Origin of the sequence: Shewanella baltica (genome assembly GCF_900456975.1) — a bacterium.
Lineage (GTDB): Bacteria > Pseudomonadota > Gammaproteobacteria > Enterobacterales > Shewanellaceae > Shewanella > Shewanella baltica.
The window spans coordinates 4878714-4895847 of sequence record NZ_UGYM01000002.1 but is presented as its reverse complement, the minus strand read 5'-3'; the positions used below and the strand labels follow the sequence as shown (position 1 = coordinate 4895847).

The following is a 17134-nucleotide window of genomic DNA, read 5'->3' as shown; positions in this document are numbered from 1 at the left end:
CTAGCTCCTCTTTACTCTGACGTAACCACCGGGTACTGCAATCACCCAACCTTGCAACTCAAGTTCAAGCATTTGTTCTAACACCAGATCTATCGTTTTCCCACTATGTTCAACTACTGCATCAATGGATGTAGTTTCATAACCTACACTAGCTAACAGAGACGAAAATGGCAAATTACAAATCTCGCCTTGCTGTATATGGTGGCATAACTTCAATTCTTCAAGGTGGTAAGCGGTTAAACTTGCCAACTCCTCCACTATATCGGCGGCTGTTTCCACAAGTTTTGCCCCATCACGTAATAAATCATGACAACCTTGATGGTAACCGCCCAAGATTGAGCCCGGAACGGCAAATACCTCACGCCCTTGCTCCATCGCCAACCTAGCTGTGATTAAAGAACCGCTTTTACGACAGGCTTCAACCACAAGAGTCCCTAAAGAAAGACCGCTAATAATCCGATTTCGTTTCGGGAAATTCCCCGCAAAGGGACCGACATCTGGCCAAAACTCGCTAAGTATACAGCCTTGCTGCTGAATATCATGATAAAGCTGCCGATGTTTTCGTGGATAAACAGTCTCAATGCCAGTCCCAAGCACAGCAACAGTTCGCCCTTGATGTTCAACACAGGCTTTATGGGCAGCGCCATCAATCCCCATCGCCATACCGCTGCAGATACCAAATCCCATTGAGGACATCTCCGCAGCCAGCTGATAAGCGACCTGCAATCCACCTGGAGAAGCATTACGACTGCCAACAATTGCAAGATAAGGAAGGGCTAACGCCTCCAAACAACCTTTAACGAACAGGACCGCGGGCGGATCTGAGAGTTGTTTTAATAACGGCGGATAAAGCGGATCGGAGAAACAAACAAGATGATGGTCAGCGGCTTGCAGCTGCCATTCGAGGGCGACATCGACTTTTTGATAATCAATAGCAAGACTATGGAGCAGATGGTCAGATAAAGGTAGCGCTTCTCTCTCGTGCTCTAACCTTTGCCTGAGGTCGTCCACTTCCATGTGCGTTAATAATTGTTGGATCCGAGCGGGTCCCAGCCCAGATACAGCGCAAACAACTAACCAATCGACCAAATGTTCAGATATTACTGACCTCTTAAGGCTAAAGACTCAGGGGCAATTAACTTATCGTCGACACGCACAGGCCGCTCAGTGGAGACAATCAAACCTAAGCTCGCTTTGTCGAATACTTTGAACACCAACAGTTTGCCATGATAGATATCTGGCATTTGAATAGCGCGATCCGATGAGACAGATGCCATTAAGTTATCGTAGGCGGTGCGCTCAGTGGCAGGCACTGGCATACCATCATTGTTGATGACGATGACTTCACCATCACGGTAAATAGAGAACACGACTCCGGGCTCAACCCCATCCTGGGTGCCTTTATCTAAATACACCACATCCAACTTACCCGCTTCACGCATCTTTGATTCGATAGCAAGCACGACGGCTGGCGTCTTTAACTCTGCCGGTTTTGGCGTAAAGTAAGCTGACATCAAGGAATCACTTTCCATCGGCATGACTCTGAAACCCGCTTTGGTTTCACGAAAGCTGGTTAACAACTTAATTTTTGAAACCTTACCAGACTCAACCACTTGCCCAGTAGAGGCTAAAATGGCCTCTTGTCCTATCGCTTCGCCTGACGCTTTATTGAAAAACTCGCGACCACGTTCGTAAACACCGTACTTTTGATTCATCGGCAGTTCAGCATCGATATAAATCACATCACCCACAATATGGTGACGCGATGGGCTTTCACCTGCCAATACCATAGGTTGCTCGGCAAGCCAGTCGGTTGCGACAACGCGATTCTGCACTAAATACTGTTCAATCAAAGCCAAGTCGACGGCAGGAATGGCATTGCTCTTGGCAATAATCCGTCCTTCAGGACTCTTCTTCACATGGGGTTTAGCACTGTCGACCATGTCGCCGTTGCGCACAAGCCGAGGCTGACCATCGACAAACACGAGCGTGAGTTGATCGCCAGGATAAATAAGATGGGGATTGGCAATCTGTGGGTTTACATCCCAAAGACGTGGCCATTTCCATGGATCATTTAGAAACGCTGCGGAGATATCCCAAAGAGTATCGCCCTTTTTCACCACATATGACTCAGGATGCCCCGCTTTCAGCGTAAGGGTATCGGCGGCAACAAACGTGCAATTGAATGTCATTAACGCGAGTAAAATTAACCGTTTCATGGGTATTTCCATGTTGTTTGGCTCTTAGTTTGAGCTTTTACTGTTATTGATAGGCACTAAAGATTAAAATTAACCCATTAGCATCAGTCAGTATAACTAACTGGCAGAGATTTGACAGACTTGTTAAGAGTTTATGTATGGCACAATTAAAAGTATTACAATTTCCTGACGAAAGATTGCGGACACATGCCACACCCATCACAGAGTTTAATGCCGAGCTGCAAACTCAAATTGATGATATGTTCGAAACCATGTACCAAGAAAAAGGTATCGGTCTGGCCGCGACCCAAGTGGATTACCATAAACAACTTATTGTCATGGACTTACAAGATGAAGTCGAGCGACCTAAAGTGTTTATCAATCCCGAAATTATCGCCAGCAGCGGCGACTTCTGTAATGAAGAAGGTTGCCTGTCGGTGCCGGGTATTTATGCCAAAGTCGATCGCGCCGAATTTGTTACGGTAAAAGCCCTAGACAGGCACGGCAACGAATTTATTGTTGAGGCCGATGAGCTTTTTGCTATCTGTATTCAACACGAAATGGATCACCTCAAAGGCAAATTGTTTGTCGATTATCTGTCGCCGCTAAAACGTCAGCGGATCAAACAAAAACTTGAAAAAGCGGCCCGATTGGACGCCAAAGAAGCATAGGATCAGATTTGAAACCACTCAACATCATCTTTGCCGGAACACCGGATTTTGCCGCTCGCCACCTACAAGCACTGTTGAACTCACACCACAATGTGATTGGCGTTTACACTCAGCCCGATAGACCCGCTGGCCGCGGCAAGAAACTGACCGCCAGCCCAGTAAAAGAACTCGCCGTCGCCAACAATATTCCTGTGTATCAACCCGGTTCATTACGTAAAGAACCCGCGCAACAAGAACTTGCCGCGCTGAATGCCGATATTATGGTGGTAGTTGCCTACGGCCTTATCCTGCCAAAAGTCGTATTAGATACACCGCGTTTAGGTTGTATTAACGTTCATGGTTCTATTTTGCCACGCTGGCGCGGTGCCGCACCAATCCAACGCGCACTTTGGGCCGGCGACAAAGAAACTGGCGTGACCGTTATGCAGATGGATGTGGGTTTAGATACCGGCGATATGCTACTGAAAACCACTCTGCCGATTGAAGATAGCGACACCTCAGCCAGCCTTTACGAGAAATTGGCGGAACAAGGTCCTGTTGCCCTATTGCAAGCCCTCGAAGGTCTAGCAAACGGCACCTTAGCCGCTGAAAAACAAGATGAAACTTTAGCTAACTACGCAGAAAAACTCAGCAAAGAAGAAGCCAGACTCGATTGGAATAAATCTGCCAAGCAACTCTGGCAAGAAGTCCGAGCCTTTAATCCTTGGCCAGTGAGTTACTTTGAGCACCAAGGCAATACCATTAAAGTGTGGCAGACCCAAGTTAGCGAAACCACCAGCACAGCCGCTCCGGGCACTATTATCAGCGCCAGCAAGAAAGGCATAGAAGTCGCCACCGCCGACGGCGTATTAACCCTGCTGAGTATGCAGCTGCCGGGGAAAAAGCCGCTCAATGTTGCCGATATTCTCAATGCTCGAGGTGAATGGTTTAGCCCGAATACTCGCCTCGCAAACGAGGCACAATAGTATGAACTTGCGCGCACTGGCTGCGAAAGCCATCTTCGAAGTATTAGAAAAAGGCGTGTCACTCTCAGTGGCATTGCCCGATCAACAAAAGCACCTTGCCAGCGGCAAAGATAAAGCCCTACTCGCCGAACTCTGTTACGGCGTGATGCGCACTCTGCCGCAAATAGAGAAACGCATCAGTGAATGCCTAGCGAAACCACTCAAAGGTAAGCAAAGGATTATCCACCAGCTGCTGATCATAGGTTGCTATCAACTTTACTTCACTCGCATTCCAAGCCACGCCGCGATTTCAGAAACCGCCGAAGCCTGTCGCCAATTAAAATTTGAAGGCATGGTTAAGGTCGTTAACGGTGTACTGCGCAACATTCAGCGTCAGCTTTCGCCGCTAAGCACTGAGTCAGATACCTTAAGCTACAACACGCCCGCTTGGTTGATTAAGCGCTTGAAAGAAGCCTATCCCGAGCAGTGGCAAGACATCATTCAACAAAGCCATGAACGCCCACCTATGTGGCTGCGTAACAATCGCTTATCCCAGAGCCGTACCGAATACCTTGCTGCCTTAGCCGAACTCGAGATTGAAGCGAGCGAAGGCAGCAGTGCCGATGCTATTCTTTTAGCGCATCCAAAGGATGTCGCCATATTGCCACGCTTCCACGAAGGCGCGGCCTCAGTGCAAGATGGCGCGGCGCAATGGGCGGCGACATTACTGGCGCCACAAGCGAATGAGTTAATCCTCGATGCCTGCGCGGCGCCCGGTGGTAAAAGCTGTCATCTACTCGAACTTGAGCCAAGCATCAAACTGGTTGCCGTCGACTTTGATGCCAAACGCCTCGAGCGCGTGCAACAGAACCTTGACCGCTTGTCATTAAAAGCGGAGCTTATCCATGGCGATGCGGCCAATATTGACTCATGGTGGCAAGGTGGACAATTTGATCGTATCTTACTGGACGCGCCATGCTCGGCCACGGGAGTGATCCGCCGCCATCCCGATATTAAATGGTTACGTAAAAACCATGACATCGAAGAACTGGCTGAACTACAACAGCAAATTCTCGATCATTGCTGGAAGTGGCTCAAACCCGGTGGCACGATTCTTTATGCTACTTGCTCGATTTTACCGCAGGAAAACCGCGACCAGATCAGTGCGTTTTTAGAGAGAACGGCAGATGCTAAGCTAGACACACTCTCCCAGCAAAATTCGCCACAGGATATAGGTTGGCAAATCACGCCAGGACAAGACAATATGGATGGGTTCTATTACGCCCGTTTATTAAAAGCGACCGATTAGGAAGTAAGCAAGGCCATGAAAATTATCATATTAGGTGCGGGTCAAGTCGGGGGAACCTTGGCCGAAAATTTGGTAGGTGAGAATAATGACATCACCATAGTCGATCATGACAAATCCAGACTACGCGCCCTGCAAGATAAATATGACCTTCGCGTTGTGGCGGGCCATGCAGCCCACCCTGATGTGCTCAGAGAAGCGGGCGCAGAAGATGCCGATATGCTGATCGCGGTAACCAATAGCGATGAATGCAACATGGCCGCCTGTCAGATTGCTTACACCCTTTTCGGCACGCCAACAAAAATTGCCCGTATTCGTTCAGAACCTTATCTGGCGATGCGCGATAAACTCTTTATCGACAGTGAAACCAAAAATAGCGACGGTCGCCCCCGCGGCGGCTTCGTGATCGATGAATTAATCGCCCCTGAACAGTTAGTGACCGCTTACATTCAGCGACTCGTTGAATATCCCGGCGCGCTACAAGTACTCGAATTTGCCGAAGGACGGCTAAGCCTAGTGGCCGTTCGTGCCTATTATGGTGGTCCACTGGTGGGGAATGCGTTAGCGGCACTGCGCGAACACATGCCGAATATTGATACCCGGGTTGCGGCGATTTTCCGCCAAGGCCGCCCTATCATGCCTCGCGGTACCACGATTATCGAAGCCGATGATGAAGTCTTCTTCGTCGCCGACAGTCGACACATTCGCGCTGTTATGAGCGAAATGCAAAAGCTCGATAACTCCTACCGCAACATTATGATCGCCGGTGGCGGTAACATAGGCTTAGGTTTAGCCAAACGCCTTGAGCGCACCCACTCAGTTAAACTTATTGAGCATAAGTATGAGCGGGCTGAAGCCCTATCGGAGCAACTGGAAAATACTACCGTGTTCTGCGGTGACGCTTCAGATCAAGAATTACTGCTCGAAGAACACATAGATCAAACCGACGTATTTATTGCGGTGACCAATGACGATGAAGCCAATATTATGTCGGCATTGCTGGCAAAACGTATGGGCGCGAAAAAAGTCATGGTGCTGATCCAGCGCGAAGCCTATGTGGATATCGTCCAAGAAGCTAATATCGACATTGCTATCTCACCCCAGCAAGCCACCATTTCGGCACTGTTAACCCATATCCGTCAGGGTGATATCTGTAACGTTTACTCCCTACGTCGCGGCGCCGCCGAGGCAATTGAAGCGATTGCCCACGGGGATGCCAGCACGTCTAAAGTGGTTGGCAAAGCCATTGGCGATATTAAGTTGCCACCGGGAACCACCATTGGTGCTATTGTCCGCAACGACGAAGTATTAATGGCTCACGACAAAACCGTGATAGAACAAGGGGATCACGTGATCTTATTCCTAGTGAATAAAAAGTTTGTCGGCGAAGTCGAGAAGCTTTTCCAACCAAGTGCTTTCTTCTTCTAAGAACCTAAGTAAGCCAACTTATGCTGAACTTTAGACCACTATTGTTTATTTTAGGGCTGTTTTTGTCCATGCTGACAGCCTTCATGTTGATACCACTGCTCCTCGCCGTGTTCAATGCCGAGGAAACCGTGGGCTCTTTCATGCTGTCGGCGTTAGTGACAGGCATTAGTGCCAGCTTGTGTTTACACAATGGCCAGAGCAAGACTATTAACCTCAATATCCGCGATATGTTCCTGTTGACCAGCTTGACGTGGTTGATCGTGAGCCTGTTTGCGGCCATGCCCTTTACCCTATATCACGGGATTGGCTATACCGACGCCTTCTTTGAGACTATGTCCGGCATCACGACCACAGGTTCTACTGTGCTCTCGGGGTTGGATACCATGGATCACAGTATCTTAATCTGGCGCTCTTTATTGCAGTGGCTTGGCGGGATTGGTTTTATCGTGATGGCGGTGGCCATTCTGCCCTTCTTGAACGTCGGTGGTATGCGGCTGTTCCGCACTGAATCTTCGGATTGGAGCGATAAAGCCGTACCACGCACCCAAAGTATGGCTAAGTACTTATTCTTTATCTATATTTTGCTGACTGTTGCCTGCTGCGTTGCCTATCATCTGGCGGGAATGACTTGGTTTCAAGCCATCAACCATGCCATGACCACCCTATCGACCGGCGGCTACTCAACATCTGATAGCTCAATGGCCGCGTTCTCCCACTCGGCTCACTGGGTTGGCGTGTTCTTTATGGCGGCGGGTGGCTTACCGCTACTCATGTTTGTGCACACCATACAGCAAAGGGATCTGCGGATTTGGAACGATGCTCAGGTCAAAGGTTTCTTGTTTTTCCTGACCTTCGTGTCTTGTTCTATTGGCTTTTGGCTGTGGCAAACCCGCGATATTGAACTCCTTGATGCGCTGCGTTTATCCAGCTTTAACGTAGTTTCTGTGGTGACCACTACAGGTTATGGCTTAACGGATTACGGTGCTTGGGGCGCCTTTGCCAACATCGCCTTTATGTTCTTAATGTTTGTCGGTAGCTGCTCTGGCTCAACTTCAGGCGGGATTAAAATCTTCCGGTTTCAAATCGCTGGCGCCATTATGCGCGAGCAATTGAAACAGCAATGTCATCCAAACGGTATCTTTAGGGAACGCTACAACAATCGCATCATCAGTGAAGATATCGTGCGCTCGCTGATCACTTTCGTGCTGTTGTTTGTAATGGTGATTGTAGGCTTGTCGGTAATTTTAGTGCTCACAGGGCTCGATCCTATGACCAGTTTCACGGGCGCTATCACGGCGGTCACGAACGTAGGTCCTGGCTTAGGGCCGATTATTGGCCCTGCGGGTAACTTCTCAACCCTGCCCGATGTGGCGAAATGGGCGTTGTCACTCGGCATGTTACTCGGTCGTTTAGAAATTCTGACCGTAGCAGTGTTATTCCACCCGAGTTTCTGGAAGTATTAATTCAGTAGAGCTTGAATACTAAAAAGGCGCTTAACAAGTTAAGCGCCTTTTTTATTAAGCCTGACCCGTCCTAAATAGCGGTAACGTCGACTAATTCAAGCAGATGATCGGCATAGACCTTTACATCTGCCCAGTCGGTGTAGTCGATAACCGACTTAGGATCAGTTGGGCCTTTGGTCATCTTCATAATCAACTGGATCATCCACCTGTCGTACCAAGGCCATGAAGGATAATCCACTTTCCCCGCAATAATTTTAAGATCGGCTGGCGTCCACGGCGATAAGGCGATGAACTTTTGCAGATATTTATTATTCTCAGGAATACGTTTTTCTGGATTTCTCGCTACCACGTTGACGCAGAAGAAACTGTTTGGCAATGCACCCAAAGCCTCTGCATGTTGCTCGATAAACTTGAACACACTCTTATCATAGGTGCCATAGAGTACGCAGGCACCTAAGGCGACAACCTCGTAATCAGGCCAATTGATACAAGTCGCGGCAGCACTGTTGATATCGACAAGGTCGACCTTAGCGCCACGAAAGGTTAATTGGTCGGCAATTGCATTGGCAATCTTGGCCGTGTGGCCACCACGGGTAAAATAAAGTACGAGAACGCGTGTCATAGGGAATTACCGATCCACTGAGTTAATGTCACCATTGTGGCAAGATTACGTTAAATAAACCTCTGATAGGATCACAAATCAGCCGTATCTCATATTCTGAGATGCAAAAATTGAGATCTGCATGGCTGAGCAGTATGATTGCGTAAACACAGGTGTTCAATTAGAATTATCTAATCAAAAGCGATGAAGTGAGTGACCTTATGCAAAATGACATAGATGTAGCTGCAATGGTAACTAATGCGGAAAGTGCGGCTAAATGGCTTAAGGCCATAGCGAACCCTTATCGCCTAATGATTTTATGCCTATTACTAGACAAAGAGTTGAGCGTAACTGAACTCAATGCCACTGTGCCATTAAGCCAGTCGGCACTATCCCAGCATTTAGCCGTATTACGCTCTGAAGATCTGGTGGATACCCGTAAGAGCTCGCAAATTGTTTACTACAAGCTCAAGAACGAACAAGTCACCCAAGTGATTTCGATTCTGCATAGCCGCTACTGCGCAGTGTAACACGGTAAAGCTAGCTTAAATTTAAGCCCTAATCGCTTGCAAGTGATTAGGGCTTAATGGTTTTTAGTGCTGGCTAAAGCGGTTACCGAAGGCGTCGACTTTTTCCCAATCGGTAAACTCAAAGGTGCCTGTGATATCGGTTGGCCCTTTAGTCATCCACATAATGAAACGTATCATAGTGCGATCGAAGAAACCGTATTTAGGATAATCAATCTTGCCCGCAAACACTTCAAGCAACTGTGGCTGCCACAGTGAAAGCTGCAGAAACTTTTGCATATAAGGATTGGTTTCAGGCGTATTCTTTAAGGGTTTGCGCGCCACGACATTAACGGTAAAAAAGCCATTAATCTTAGTATCGAGCACCGCATGGTGGCGGTTCACAAACTGGTAAAGTTCAGGTCTATGCTTACCATAACGAATACTGGCGCCGATCAGCACTTTATCAAAATCAGCTAAGCTCAACGCTTCAGCCTGCTCTAATGTGACCAGCGAAACCTGCTCTCCCGCCTGCTCTGCAATCGTCTTCATTTTTTGGCAAATTGCCAATGTTTGGCCATCAATCGTCGAATAGATTATTAACGTCTGCATGATTAATTCTTCCAAAAAGTTGGCGTAAACAAAATCAGTAAGGTAAATACTTCGAGGCGACCAAACAGCATAGCCGCGACCAATACCCATTTGGCGCCATCGCCAATACTGGCGTAGTTACTGGCTACCGCACCTAAGCCTGGGCCTAGATTGTTTAAGCAAGCCGCGGTAGCACTAAAGGCGGTAATATCATCTAATCCCATCGCCATGAGTGCAAGCATACAGATCACAAACACCAGCGCATAGGCAGAGAAGAATCCCCACACGGCATCGACAACGCGATCGGGCAAGGCTTTAGAACCGATACGGATAGAGAACATCGCCTTAGGATGAACCAGTCGCTTTAATTCGCGCGAGCCCTGTAACAGCAGCAAAATGACCCGAATCACTTTAATCCCACCCGCAGTTGAGCCACCACAGCCACCGATAAAACTCGAAAATATCAATAGAATAGGTAAAAACAGCGGCCACATGTGGAAGCTTTCAGTACCAAACCCTGCGGTAGTGGCCACGGAAACCGCCTGAAATAAGGCATGGTCTAAGGTTTCTTCCGGCGAATCATAAATGCCCGAATGATAAAGCGTGAGGAAACAAATCGCGGTAAGAATAAGTTGAATAGCCACCAGCATCTTAAATTCGGCATCTTTAAAATAGACTCTAACGTTAATCCCTCGCCGCGAAAATGCCGCAAAATGCACGCTAAAGTTAACTGCAGAAACGATTAAAAAGAACACACAAATAAGGTTAATCACTGAACTATCGAAATACCCCATGCTAGCATCGTGGGTCGAAAAACCGCCAATAGCGATAGTTGAAAATGAATGGCAAACCGCATCGAACACACTCATGCCCGCCAGCCAATAGGCGGTTGCACAGGAAATAGTTAACAGTAAATAGATATACCACAGTGCCTTAGCGGTTTCGGCGATCCGCGGTGTCATCTTACTGTCTTTCACTGGGCCCGGAATTTCAGCGCGATAGAGCTGCATTCCCCCTACGCCAAGCACAGGTAAAATCGCCACGGCGAGCACAATAATCCCCATACCGCCGAGCCATTGCAGCATATGGCGATAAAACAGAATGGCTTTAGGTAAGAAGTCGAGCCCGACAATCACTGTGGCTCCGGTGGTGGTTAACGCAGAGAAAGATTCGAAGAAGCTATCGGTCCAGCTAAGGTCGGGTTGACTCGAGAAGATAAACGGTAAAGCACCGATAGAACCCAGTACGGTCCAGAACAGGACCACAATCAAGAAACCCTCTCGGGTACGCAATTCTTCTTTACAGTGGCGATTGGGATACCAGAGCCAGAAACCAATAAATAGGCTGACAAAAAATGCCTGCATAAACGCCGTGCCGCCGCCATCGTTATACCAAACAGCGATCAGTGCTGGTGGCAGCATAGTGATTGAAAATAAACCAATCAGCAGGCCTATGATTCTTATTATGGTTTTATATTGCATTAAGCGAGTTCAATCATTCCATTGGCTGCAAAGGTATTTTCAGCATTTGGGCTATTTTGGCATAATTTACGCAGGCATCACAGCTCAAACTCAGGCCTCAAACTTCCCTGACTGAGCGTCGCCAGCGACTCACACAGTAATGCCTGTTGCTGCCTGCCTATCTCGAACACAATATCGACCGCTTCGGCAAATTGCTTGTCGATAATCACGGCATCGACTTGCTGTAATAGATGTTCCACATCGCGCAGCTGAGCATAATCACAATGCAACTTGGCGGGATAACGTAACTGTTTTAGTCGCGTCGGCAATTGAACCAAACCTTGCCGTAAGCCTGACGTATAAGCCCGAACCAGCCCACCAACGCCTAGCTTAGTGCCGCCATAATAACGCACCACAACAGCGCCCACTTCGCCGATATTCGCCCCTTGCAACACAGCTAACATAGGGCGACCAGCACTGCCGGCAGGTTCGCCGTCATCACTCGAACCAATTAAGACACTATCATCCGGTGCGCCAGCCACAAAAGCAGAGCAATAATGGCTTGCGCCGGGATAGTCACGCTTTATGTCAGTGAGTACTAACTTAAATTTATCAAAGCTATCGCAATGAAACAGAAAAGAGATAAAGCGGCTATGCTTTATCTCTTCTTCAATCACGATATCTTCACGGGGAACGCTATAACTTTCGAGCACACATCCGCCCTAATCTTTACCCTATGATCAATCGGTCAAGCCGAGTTCACGGGTCATGTTCTCGTTTCTATCTTGATGCACTATGACGTTATCTTCGATACGAATACCGCCAAAAGGTCTTAACTCATCCACCGTTTGCCAGTTGATCTGTTGGCCACGACTATCTTGTTTAAGCTCATTGAGCAGAGTATCGATAATGTATAACCCAGGTTCCATGGTCAGCACTTGGTTTGGCGCTAAAATGCGGGTGCAACGTAGGAATGGATGGGCCTCTGGCGCCGCAATATGAGTACCGCGTTCATCGTGGGAGAAGCCACCAACATCATGCACTTGTAGACCTAACATGTGACCTAAGCCATGGGGGAAGAAAGCACTGGTTATGCCTTGATCGACCAAACCTTGGGCATCACCCGTGGCTAAATCAAAATCCAATAGCATTTGCGCGACTTTTGTATGGGTGACCAAGTGTAAATCGGGATAACGCACACCCGGACGCATCATGTCGATAAGCTCTAGCTGCGCCTTGTTCATCGCAGTGATCAATTCATCGAAACGATTCTTCTCAAATGCATAGGATCTGGTGATATCAGAGGCATAGCCAAAGTAACTTGCGCCGGCATCGATAAGAAATGACAAACGTTTCGCAGGGCTTTGGTGTTCAAGTGCGGTGTAATGCAAAATCGCCGCATTTTGGTTAAGAGCGATGATATTGCCATAGGGCACTTCATTCTCGCTCTGGCCTACGGCGGATAAATAGTGCTGCTGGATTTCGAACTCGCTCGCACCATTATAAAAGGCATTTTTAGCAGCCAAATGTCCCTGCACCGCAATTTGATTCGCGCGGCGCATACATTCCAGCTCATATTCGGTTTTAGTGGTTCTGTGGTAATGCAGATAACTCATCACAGCATCGGGATTACGACTAGTAAAACCCAGCACTTCGGCCACATCTAAATGCTCACCTAAATAGGCCCAATTGGCGATATCTGTCGGTAAAAATTCAGCGACCTTATCAGCTTTGGTCAGCAGCTTAATATCGAAATACTCAGTCCAAAACATATCAGGCACATCAGACACTTTGTGCCAAAAATCCACAGGACGATAAAAAATCAGCTGCGGCTTATCACGGCCGTTAATCACCAACCAGCAATTCGGATTATCCAACACAGGCAACCATGCCTTGAAGTGCGGGTTTGCCTTAAAGGGATAATTGATATCATCTAAAAACATCCGATGCGGCTGACCCGAATGGATCACTAAACCAGACAAGGCTTCTCGAGACAAAATCTCTGCGACTCGACGGTTTAACTCGGCAATATGGGCACGATAGTGATGAGCCAACTGATCCATTTGTCATCTCCTGCAATGAATAAAAGTTAATAATATGAGCCGAATTTGCTCACATATTCTTAATCTGATCATGAACAACAGATTCAATCAAAACACTAAACTGTCACTCAATCTAAAATACATGGCCGCTGAACAAAGAACATTAAAGCGATAACGTCATGATTATCTTTAAGAGTTATGTTCAACCCTAGCATGGCTGCAACGTTTAAACGTCTAAGGTAAACAGCCACAAAGACCTATTTATCCGCAAAGTGATTTAACGCATTCTAGGTGTTCTACACTCTGTGCAGTGTATCACAAAGGTGAAAAATCACTCTAGCCGACAAGAAATTAAACAGTCGTTTAAATTGGGTGTTGTAATTTATCGAATTTCGAAGCACACTGGCACACAACTGGTCAAATGATGGCCGAAGCTGCTGTGAGATAGAGAGTCGTACTAGCACCAACACATAATGGTGGGTATCACTTTTAAGCCAAAAGGAAGCAAGCAATGATCTACCAAAGTCCTACAATTCAGGTTGAGTTACTCGAGGATAATATTGCCAAGCTGTGCTTTAACGCACCCGGTTCGGTGAACAAATTCGACAGAGAAACCCTCGCCTCGCTCGATGCGGCATTAGACAGCATCAAGCAAGATTCCAATATCAAAGCGTTAGTGCTGACCTCAAGTAAAGATACCTTTATTGTGGGCGCCGACATTACCGAATTTTTAGGCCTGTTCGCACAAGATGACGCCGTATTGCTCTCTTGGGTTGAACAAGCTAACGCAGTCTTCAACAAACTCGAAGACTTGCCTTTCCCAACTGCATCAGCAATCAAAGGCTTTGCCTTAGGTGGCGGCTGTGAAACCATTCTGGCAACCGATTTCCGTATCGCAGACACCACAGCCAAAATCGGTTTACCTGAAACTAAACTCGGCATCATCCCAGGTTTTGGCGGCACAGTTCGTCTGCCACGTGTGATTGGTGCAGATAACGCACTTGAGTGGATCACCACGGGTAAAGACCAACGCGCTGAAGATGCACTGAAAGTCGGCGCTGTTGATGCCGTGGTTGCACCACAAGCGTTAGAAGCTGCTGCGATTCAAATGCTCAAAGACGCTGTTGCTGAAAAGCTGGATTGGCAAGCACGTCGTAACCGTAAACTGTCGGCGCTAACACTGCCAAAACTTGAAGCTATGATGTCATTCACCACAGCCAAAGGCATGGTGTTTGCGGTTGCGGGTAAACACTACCCTGCACCAATGGCTGCTGTAAGCGTAATTGAGCAAGCATCGACTAAAGGTCGTGCTGAAGCATTACAAATCGAACATCATGCCTTTATCAAGCTAGCGAAAACCGACGTTGCTAAAGCGCTTATTGGTATTTTCCTTAATGATCAATTCGTTAAAGGTAAAGCGAAGAAAGCCGGCAAGTTAGCGAAAGAAGTCAACAACGCGGCCGTATTAGGCGCAGGTATTATGGGCGGCGGCATCGCTTACCAAAGCGCCAGCAAAGGCACACCGATTGTCATGAAAGACATTGCCCAGCCAGCATTAGATTTAGGCCTCAATGAAGCCGCTAAACTGCTGTCTGCCCAAGTCGCCCGTGGCCGTTCAACGCCAGAAAAAATGGCTAAAGTGCTGAACAACATCACGCCTTCGTTAGATTATGCCGCGATTAAACACAGTGATGTTGTCGTTGAAGCCGTTGTTGAACATCCAAAAATCAAAGCACAGGTTTTAGCCGAAGTTGAAGGCTATGTGAGTGAAGATGCAATTATCGCGTCAAACACTTCAACGATTTCAATCAACTTGCTCGCTAAGAGCATGAAGAAACCTGAGCGTTTCTGCGGTATGCATTTCTTTAACCCAGTGCACAAAATGCCGTTAGTCGAAGTTATCCGTGGCGAGCACAGCTCTGAAGAAACCATCGCCTCTGTTGTGGCTTATGCCAGCAAAATGGGCAAGACCCCAATCGTTGTTAATGATTGCCCAGGCTTCTTCGTTAACCGCGTACTCTTCCCTTACTTTGCAGGCTTTAACGGCTTACTTGCCGAAGGTGGCGACTTTGCTGCAATAGACAAAGTGATGGAAAAACAATTCGGTTGGCCAATGGGTCCAGCTTACCTGCTCGACGTAGTCGGTTTAGACACAGGTCATCACGCCCAAGCTGTAATGGCTGAAGGTTTCCCTGATCGCATGGGTAAATCAGGCACTGACGCGATTGATGTGATGTTTGAGAACAAACGTCTTGGCCAGAAAAATGGTAAAGGTTTCTATGTCTATTCAGTCGATAGCCGTGGCAAGCCGAAGAAAGATGTCGATCCAACGAGCTACGGCCTCCTGAAAGATGCCTTTGGCGAGTTAAAAGCCTTTGAAGCCGATGACATTATTGCCCGTACTATGATCCCTATGATCATCGAAACCGTGCGCTGTTTAGAAGAAGGTATTGTCGCATCGCCTGCCGAAGCGGATATGGGCCTAGTTTATGGCTTAGGTTTCCCGCCATTCAGAGGCGGCGTATTCCGTTACTTGGATACCATGGGTGTCGCAAATTTTGTGGCCTTAGCAGACAAATACGCTCACTTGGGCGGTCTGTATCAAGTCACAGATGCGATGCGCACATTAGCAGCCAATAACGGTAGCTACTACCAAGCCTAATTAGCGGGAAAGGAATTTAATCATGAAACAAGCTGTTATCGTAGACTGCATCCGTACTCCGATGGGCCGCTCAAAGGCTGGCGTATTTCGTAATGTGCGTGCAGAAACTCTGTCTGCCGAATTAATGAAAGGTCTGTTGCTGCGTAACCCACAACTCGACCCAAACCTGATTGAAGACGTGATTTGGGGTTGTGTGCAACAAACCCTAGAGCAAGGCTTCAACATCGCCCGTAACGCTTCGCTATTAGCGGGCATTCCAAAGACCGCTGGCGCTGTGACGGTTAACCGCCTATGTGGTTCATCAATGGATGCTATCCATCAAGCTGCACGTGCGATTATGACTGGCATGGGCGACACCTTTATTATTGGTGGCGTAGAACACATGGGCCACGTGCCAATGAGCCATGGTGTCGACTTCCACCCAGGTCTTGCTAACAACGTGGCAAAAGCCTCTGGCATGATGGGTTTAACGGCTGAAATGCTGGGTAAACTGCACGGTATTACCCGTGAACAGCAAGATGCTTTTGCGGTACGTTCACACCAACGCGCTTATGCTGCAACGGTTGAAGGCCGCTTTGCTAAGGAAATCTATGGCATTGAAGGTCACGATGCTAACGGCGCCTTAATTAAAGTCCTGCAAGACGAAGTGATCCGCCCAGAAACCACAATGGAATCTTTGGCTGCACTGCGTCCCGTGTTTGATCCAGTAAACGGTACTGTGACTGCTGGTACTTCTTCTGCACTGTCTGATGGCGCTTCAGCCATGTTGATCATGGAAGAATCTAAAGCGCGCGCACTTGGCTTGCCAATTCGAGCACGCATTCGCTCCATGGCGGTTGCAGGTTGTGACGCGGCTATCATGGGTTACGGCCCAGTGCCAGCCACGCAAAAAGCACTGGCTCGTGCCGGTATTACCGTTGCCGATTTGGATGTGATTGAACTTAACGAAGCGTTTGCTGCTCAGTCTTTACCTTGTGTGAAAGATTTAGGTTTAGCAGATGTGGTTGATGACAAAATCAACCTCAACGGTGGCGCGATTGCACTAGGTCACCCACTGGGTTGTTCAGGCGCTCGTATCTCTACGACGCTGATCAACTTAATGGAAGACAAAGACGCGACCTTAGGGTTAGCGACCATGTGTATTGGTTTAGGCCAAGGTATCGCCACTGTATTCGAACGCGTTTAATTCGTTACTCGAATAATGGTCAAAGCCGGAACTTGTTCCGGCTTTTTTATGCCAAATATTCTGCCAGCGTAAATAT

At 47.8% G+C, this 17134-nt stretch carries 15 protein-coding genes; 8 read left to right on the top strand and 7 right to left on the bottom strand.

Going from position 1 to position 17134, the window contains the following annotated elements; translation table 11 throughout:
• Complete coding sequence (gene dprA / locus DYH48_RS21825) at nt 1–1017, bottom strand: DNA-processing protein DprA (protein WP_172481223.1); 1017 nt, start codon at nt 1015–1017, stop codon at nt 1–3.
• An 83-nt stretch (nt 1018–1100) separates the two neighbouring features.
• Entirely contained in the window at nt 1101–2231 is a 1131-nt protein-coding gene (locus tag DYH48_RS21820) for a LysM peptidoglycan-binding domain-containing protein (RefSeq protein ID WP_006084796.1), read from the bottom strand.
• 125 nt (nt 2232–2356) lie between these two features.
• Between DYH48_RS21820 and def the strand changes: the two genes are divergently transcribed.
• Genes def through DYH48_RS21795 form a run of 5 tightly spaced genes read left to right on the top strand, consistent with a single transcriptional unit; the run spans nt 2357 to nt 8010 of the window.
• Nucleotides 2357–2869, top strand: coding sequence for a peptide deformylase (gene def, locus DYH48_RS21815; protein WP_218565658.1), 513 nt, complete (start codon nt 2357–2359; stop codon nt 2867–2869).
• An 8-nt stretch (nt 2870–2877) separates the two neighbouring features.
• Nucleotides 2878–3834: a methionyl-tRNA formyltransferase gene (fmt, locus tag DYH48_RS21810; protein WP_115335902.1), complete on the top strand. Its 957-nt coding sequence runs from the start codon at nt 2878–2880 to the stop codon at nt 3832–3834.
• Between the two features lies 1 nt (nt 3835).
• The gene (rsmB, locus tag DYH48_RS21805) at nt 3836–5122 is read left to right on the top strand and encodes a 16S rRNA (cytosine(967)-C(5))-methyltransferase RsmB (protein ID WP_006083798.1); all 1287 of its coding nucleotides are present in this window, start codon (nt 3836–3838) and stop codon (nt 5120–5122) included.
• Nucleotides 5123–5137: 15 nt separating this feature from the next.
• Nucleotides 5138–6547, top strand: a complete 1410-nt coding sequence (gene trkA, locus DYH48_RS21800; protein ID WP_006083799.1) for a Trk system potassium transporter TrkA — start codon at nt 5138–5140, stop codon at nt 6545–6547.
• Nucleotides 6548–6567: 20 nt separating this feature from the next.
• The gene (locus DYH48_RS21795) at nt 6568–8010 is read left to right on the top strand and encodes a TrkH family potassium uptake protein (RefSeq protein WP_006084792.1); all 1443 of its coding nucleotides are present in this window, start codon (nt 6568–6570) and stop codon (nt 8008–8010) included.
• A gap of 70 nt (nt 8011–8080) precedes the next feature.
• Here DYH48_RS21795 and hemG (DYH48_RS21790) read toward each other — a convergent pair whose 3' ends face one another.
• Entirely contained in the window at nt 8081–8632 is a 552-nt protein-coding gene (hemG, locus tag DYH48_RS21790; RefSeq protein ID WP_006083801.1) for a menaquinone-dependent protoporphyrinogen IX dehydrogenase, read from the bottom strand.
• Between the two features lie 200 nt (nt 8633–8832).
• On the opposite strand from hemG (DYH48_RS21790), the gene DYH48_RS21785 reads away from it, so the two are divergent.
• Nucleotides 8833–9141 (top strand): ArsR/SmtB family transcription factor, encoded by a 309-nt coding sequence (locus DYH48_RS21785; protein ID WP_115335901.1) that lies wholly within the window; start codon nt 8833–8835, stop codon nt 9139–9141.
• Nucleotides 9142–9204: 63 nt separating this feature from the next.
• Here DYH48_RS21785 and hemG (DYH48_RS21780) read toward each other — a convergent pair whose 3' ends face one another.
• From hemG (DYH48_RS21780) to pepQ, 4 genes are all read right to left on the bottom strand, one after another.
• Nucleotides 9205–9729 carry a menaquinone-dependent protoporphyrinogen IX dehydrogenase gene (gene hemG / locus DYH48_RS21780; RefSeq protein WP_115335900.1) on the bottom strand — a complete coding sequence of 175 codons (525 nt, stop codon included), beginning with the start codon at nt 9727–9729 and terminating at the stop codon, nt 9205–9207.
• Between the two features lie 2 nt (nt 9730–9731).
• Complete coding sequence (locus DYH48_RS21775) at nt 9732–11189, bottom strand: TrkH family potassium uptake protein (protein WP_006083804.1); 1458 nt, start codon at nt 11187–11189, stop codon at nt 9732–9734.
• A gap of 77 nt (nt 11190–11266) precedes the next feature.
• Nucleotides 11267–11881, bottom strand: coding sequence for a YigZ family protein (locus DYH48_RS21770; protein WP_115335899.1), 615 nt, complete (start codon nt 11879–11881; stop codon nt 11267–11269).
• A 27-nt stretch (nt 11882–11908) separates the two neighbouring features.
• The gene (gene pepQ / locus DYH48_RS21765; RefSeq protein ID WP_115335898.1) at nt 11909–13231 is read right to left on the bottom strand and encodes a Xaa-Pro dipeptidase; all 1323 of its coding nucleotides are present in this window, start codon (nt 13229–13231) and stop codon (nt 11909–11911) included.
• A gap of 490 nt (nt 13232–13721) precedes the next feature.
• Here pepQ and fadB point away from each other — a divergent pair, with 490 nt between their 5' ends.
• Together fadB and fadA are read left to right on the top strand one after the other, a co-directional pair.
• Complete coding sequence (gene fadB / locus DYH48_RS21760) at nt 13722–15872, top strand: fatty acid oxidation complex subunit alpha FadB (protein WP_115335897.1); 2151 nt, start codon at nt 13722–13724, stop codon at nt 15870–15872.
• Between the two features lie 22 nt (nt 15873–15894).
• Nucleotides 15895–17058 carry an acetyl-CoA C-acyltransferase FadA gene (gene fadA / locus DYH48_RS21755; RefSeq protein ID WP_006083808.1) on the top strand — a complete coding sequence of 388 codons (1164 nt, stop codon included), beginning with the start codon at nt 15895–15897 and terminating at the stop codon, nt 17056–17058.
• Nucleotides 17059–17134 lie beyond the last annotated feature (76 nt).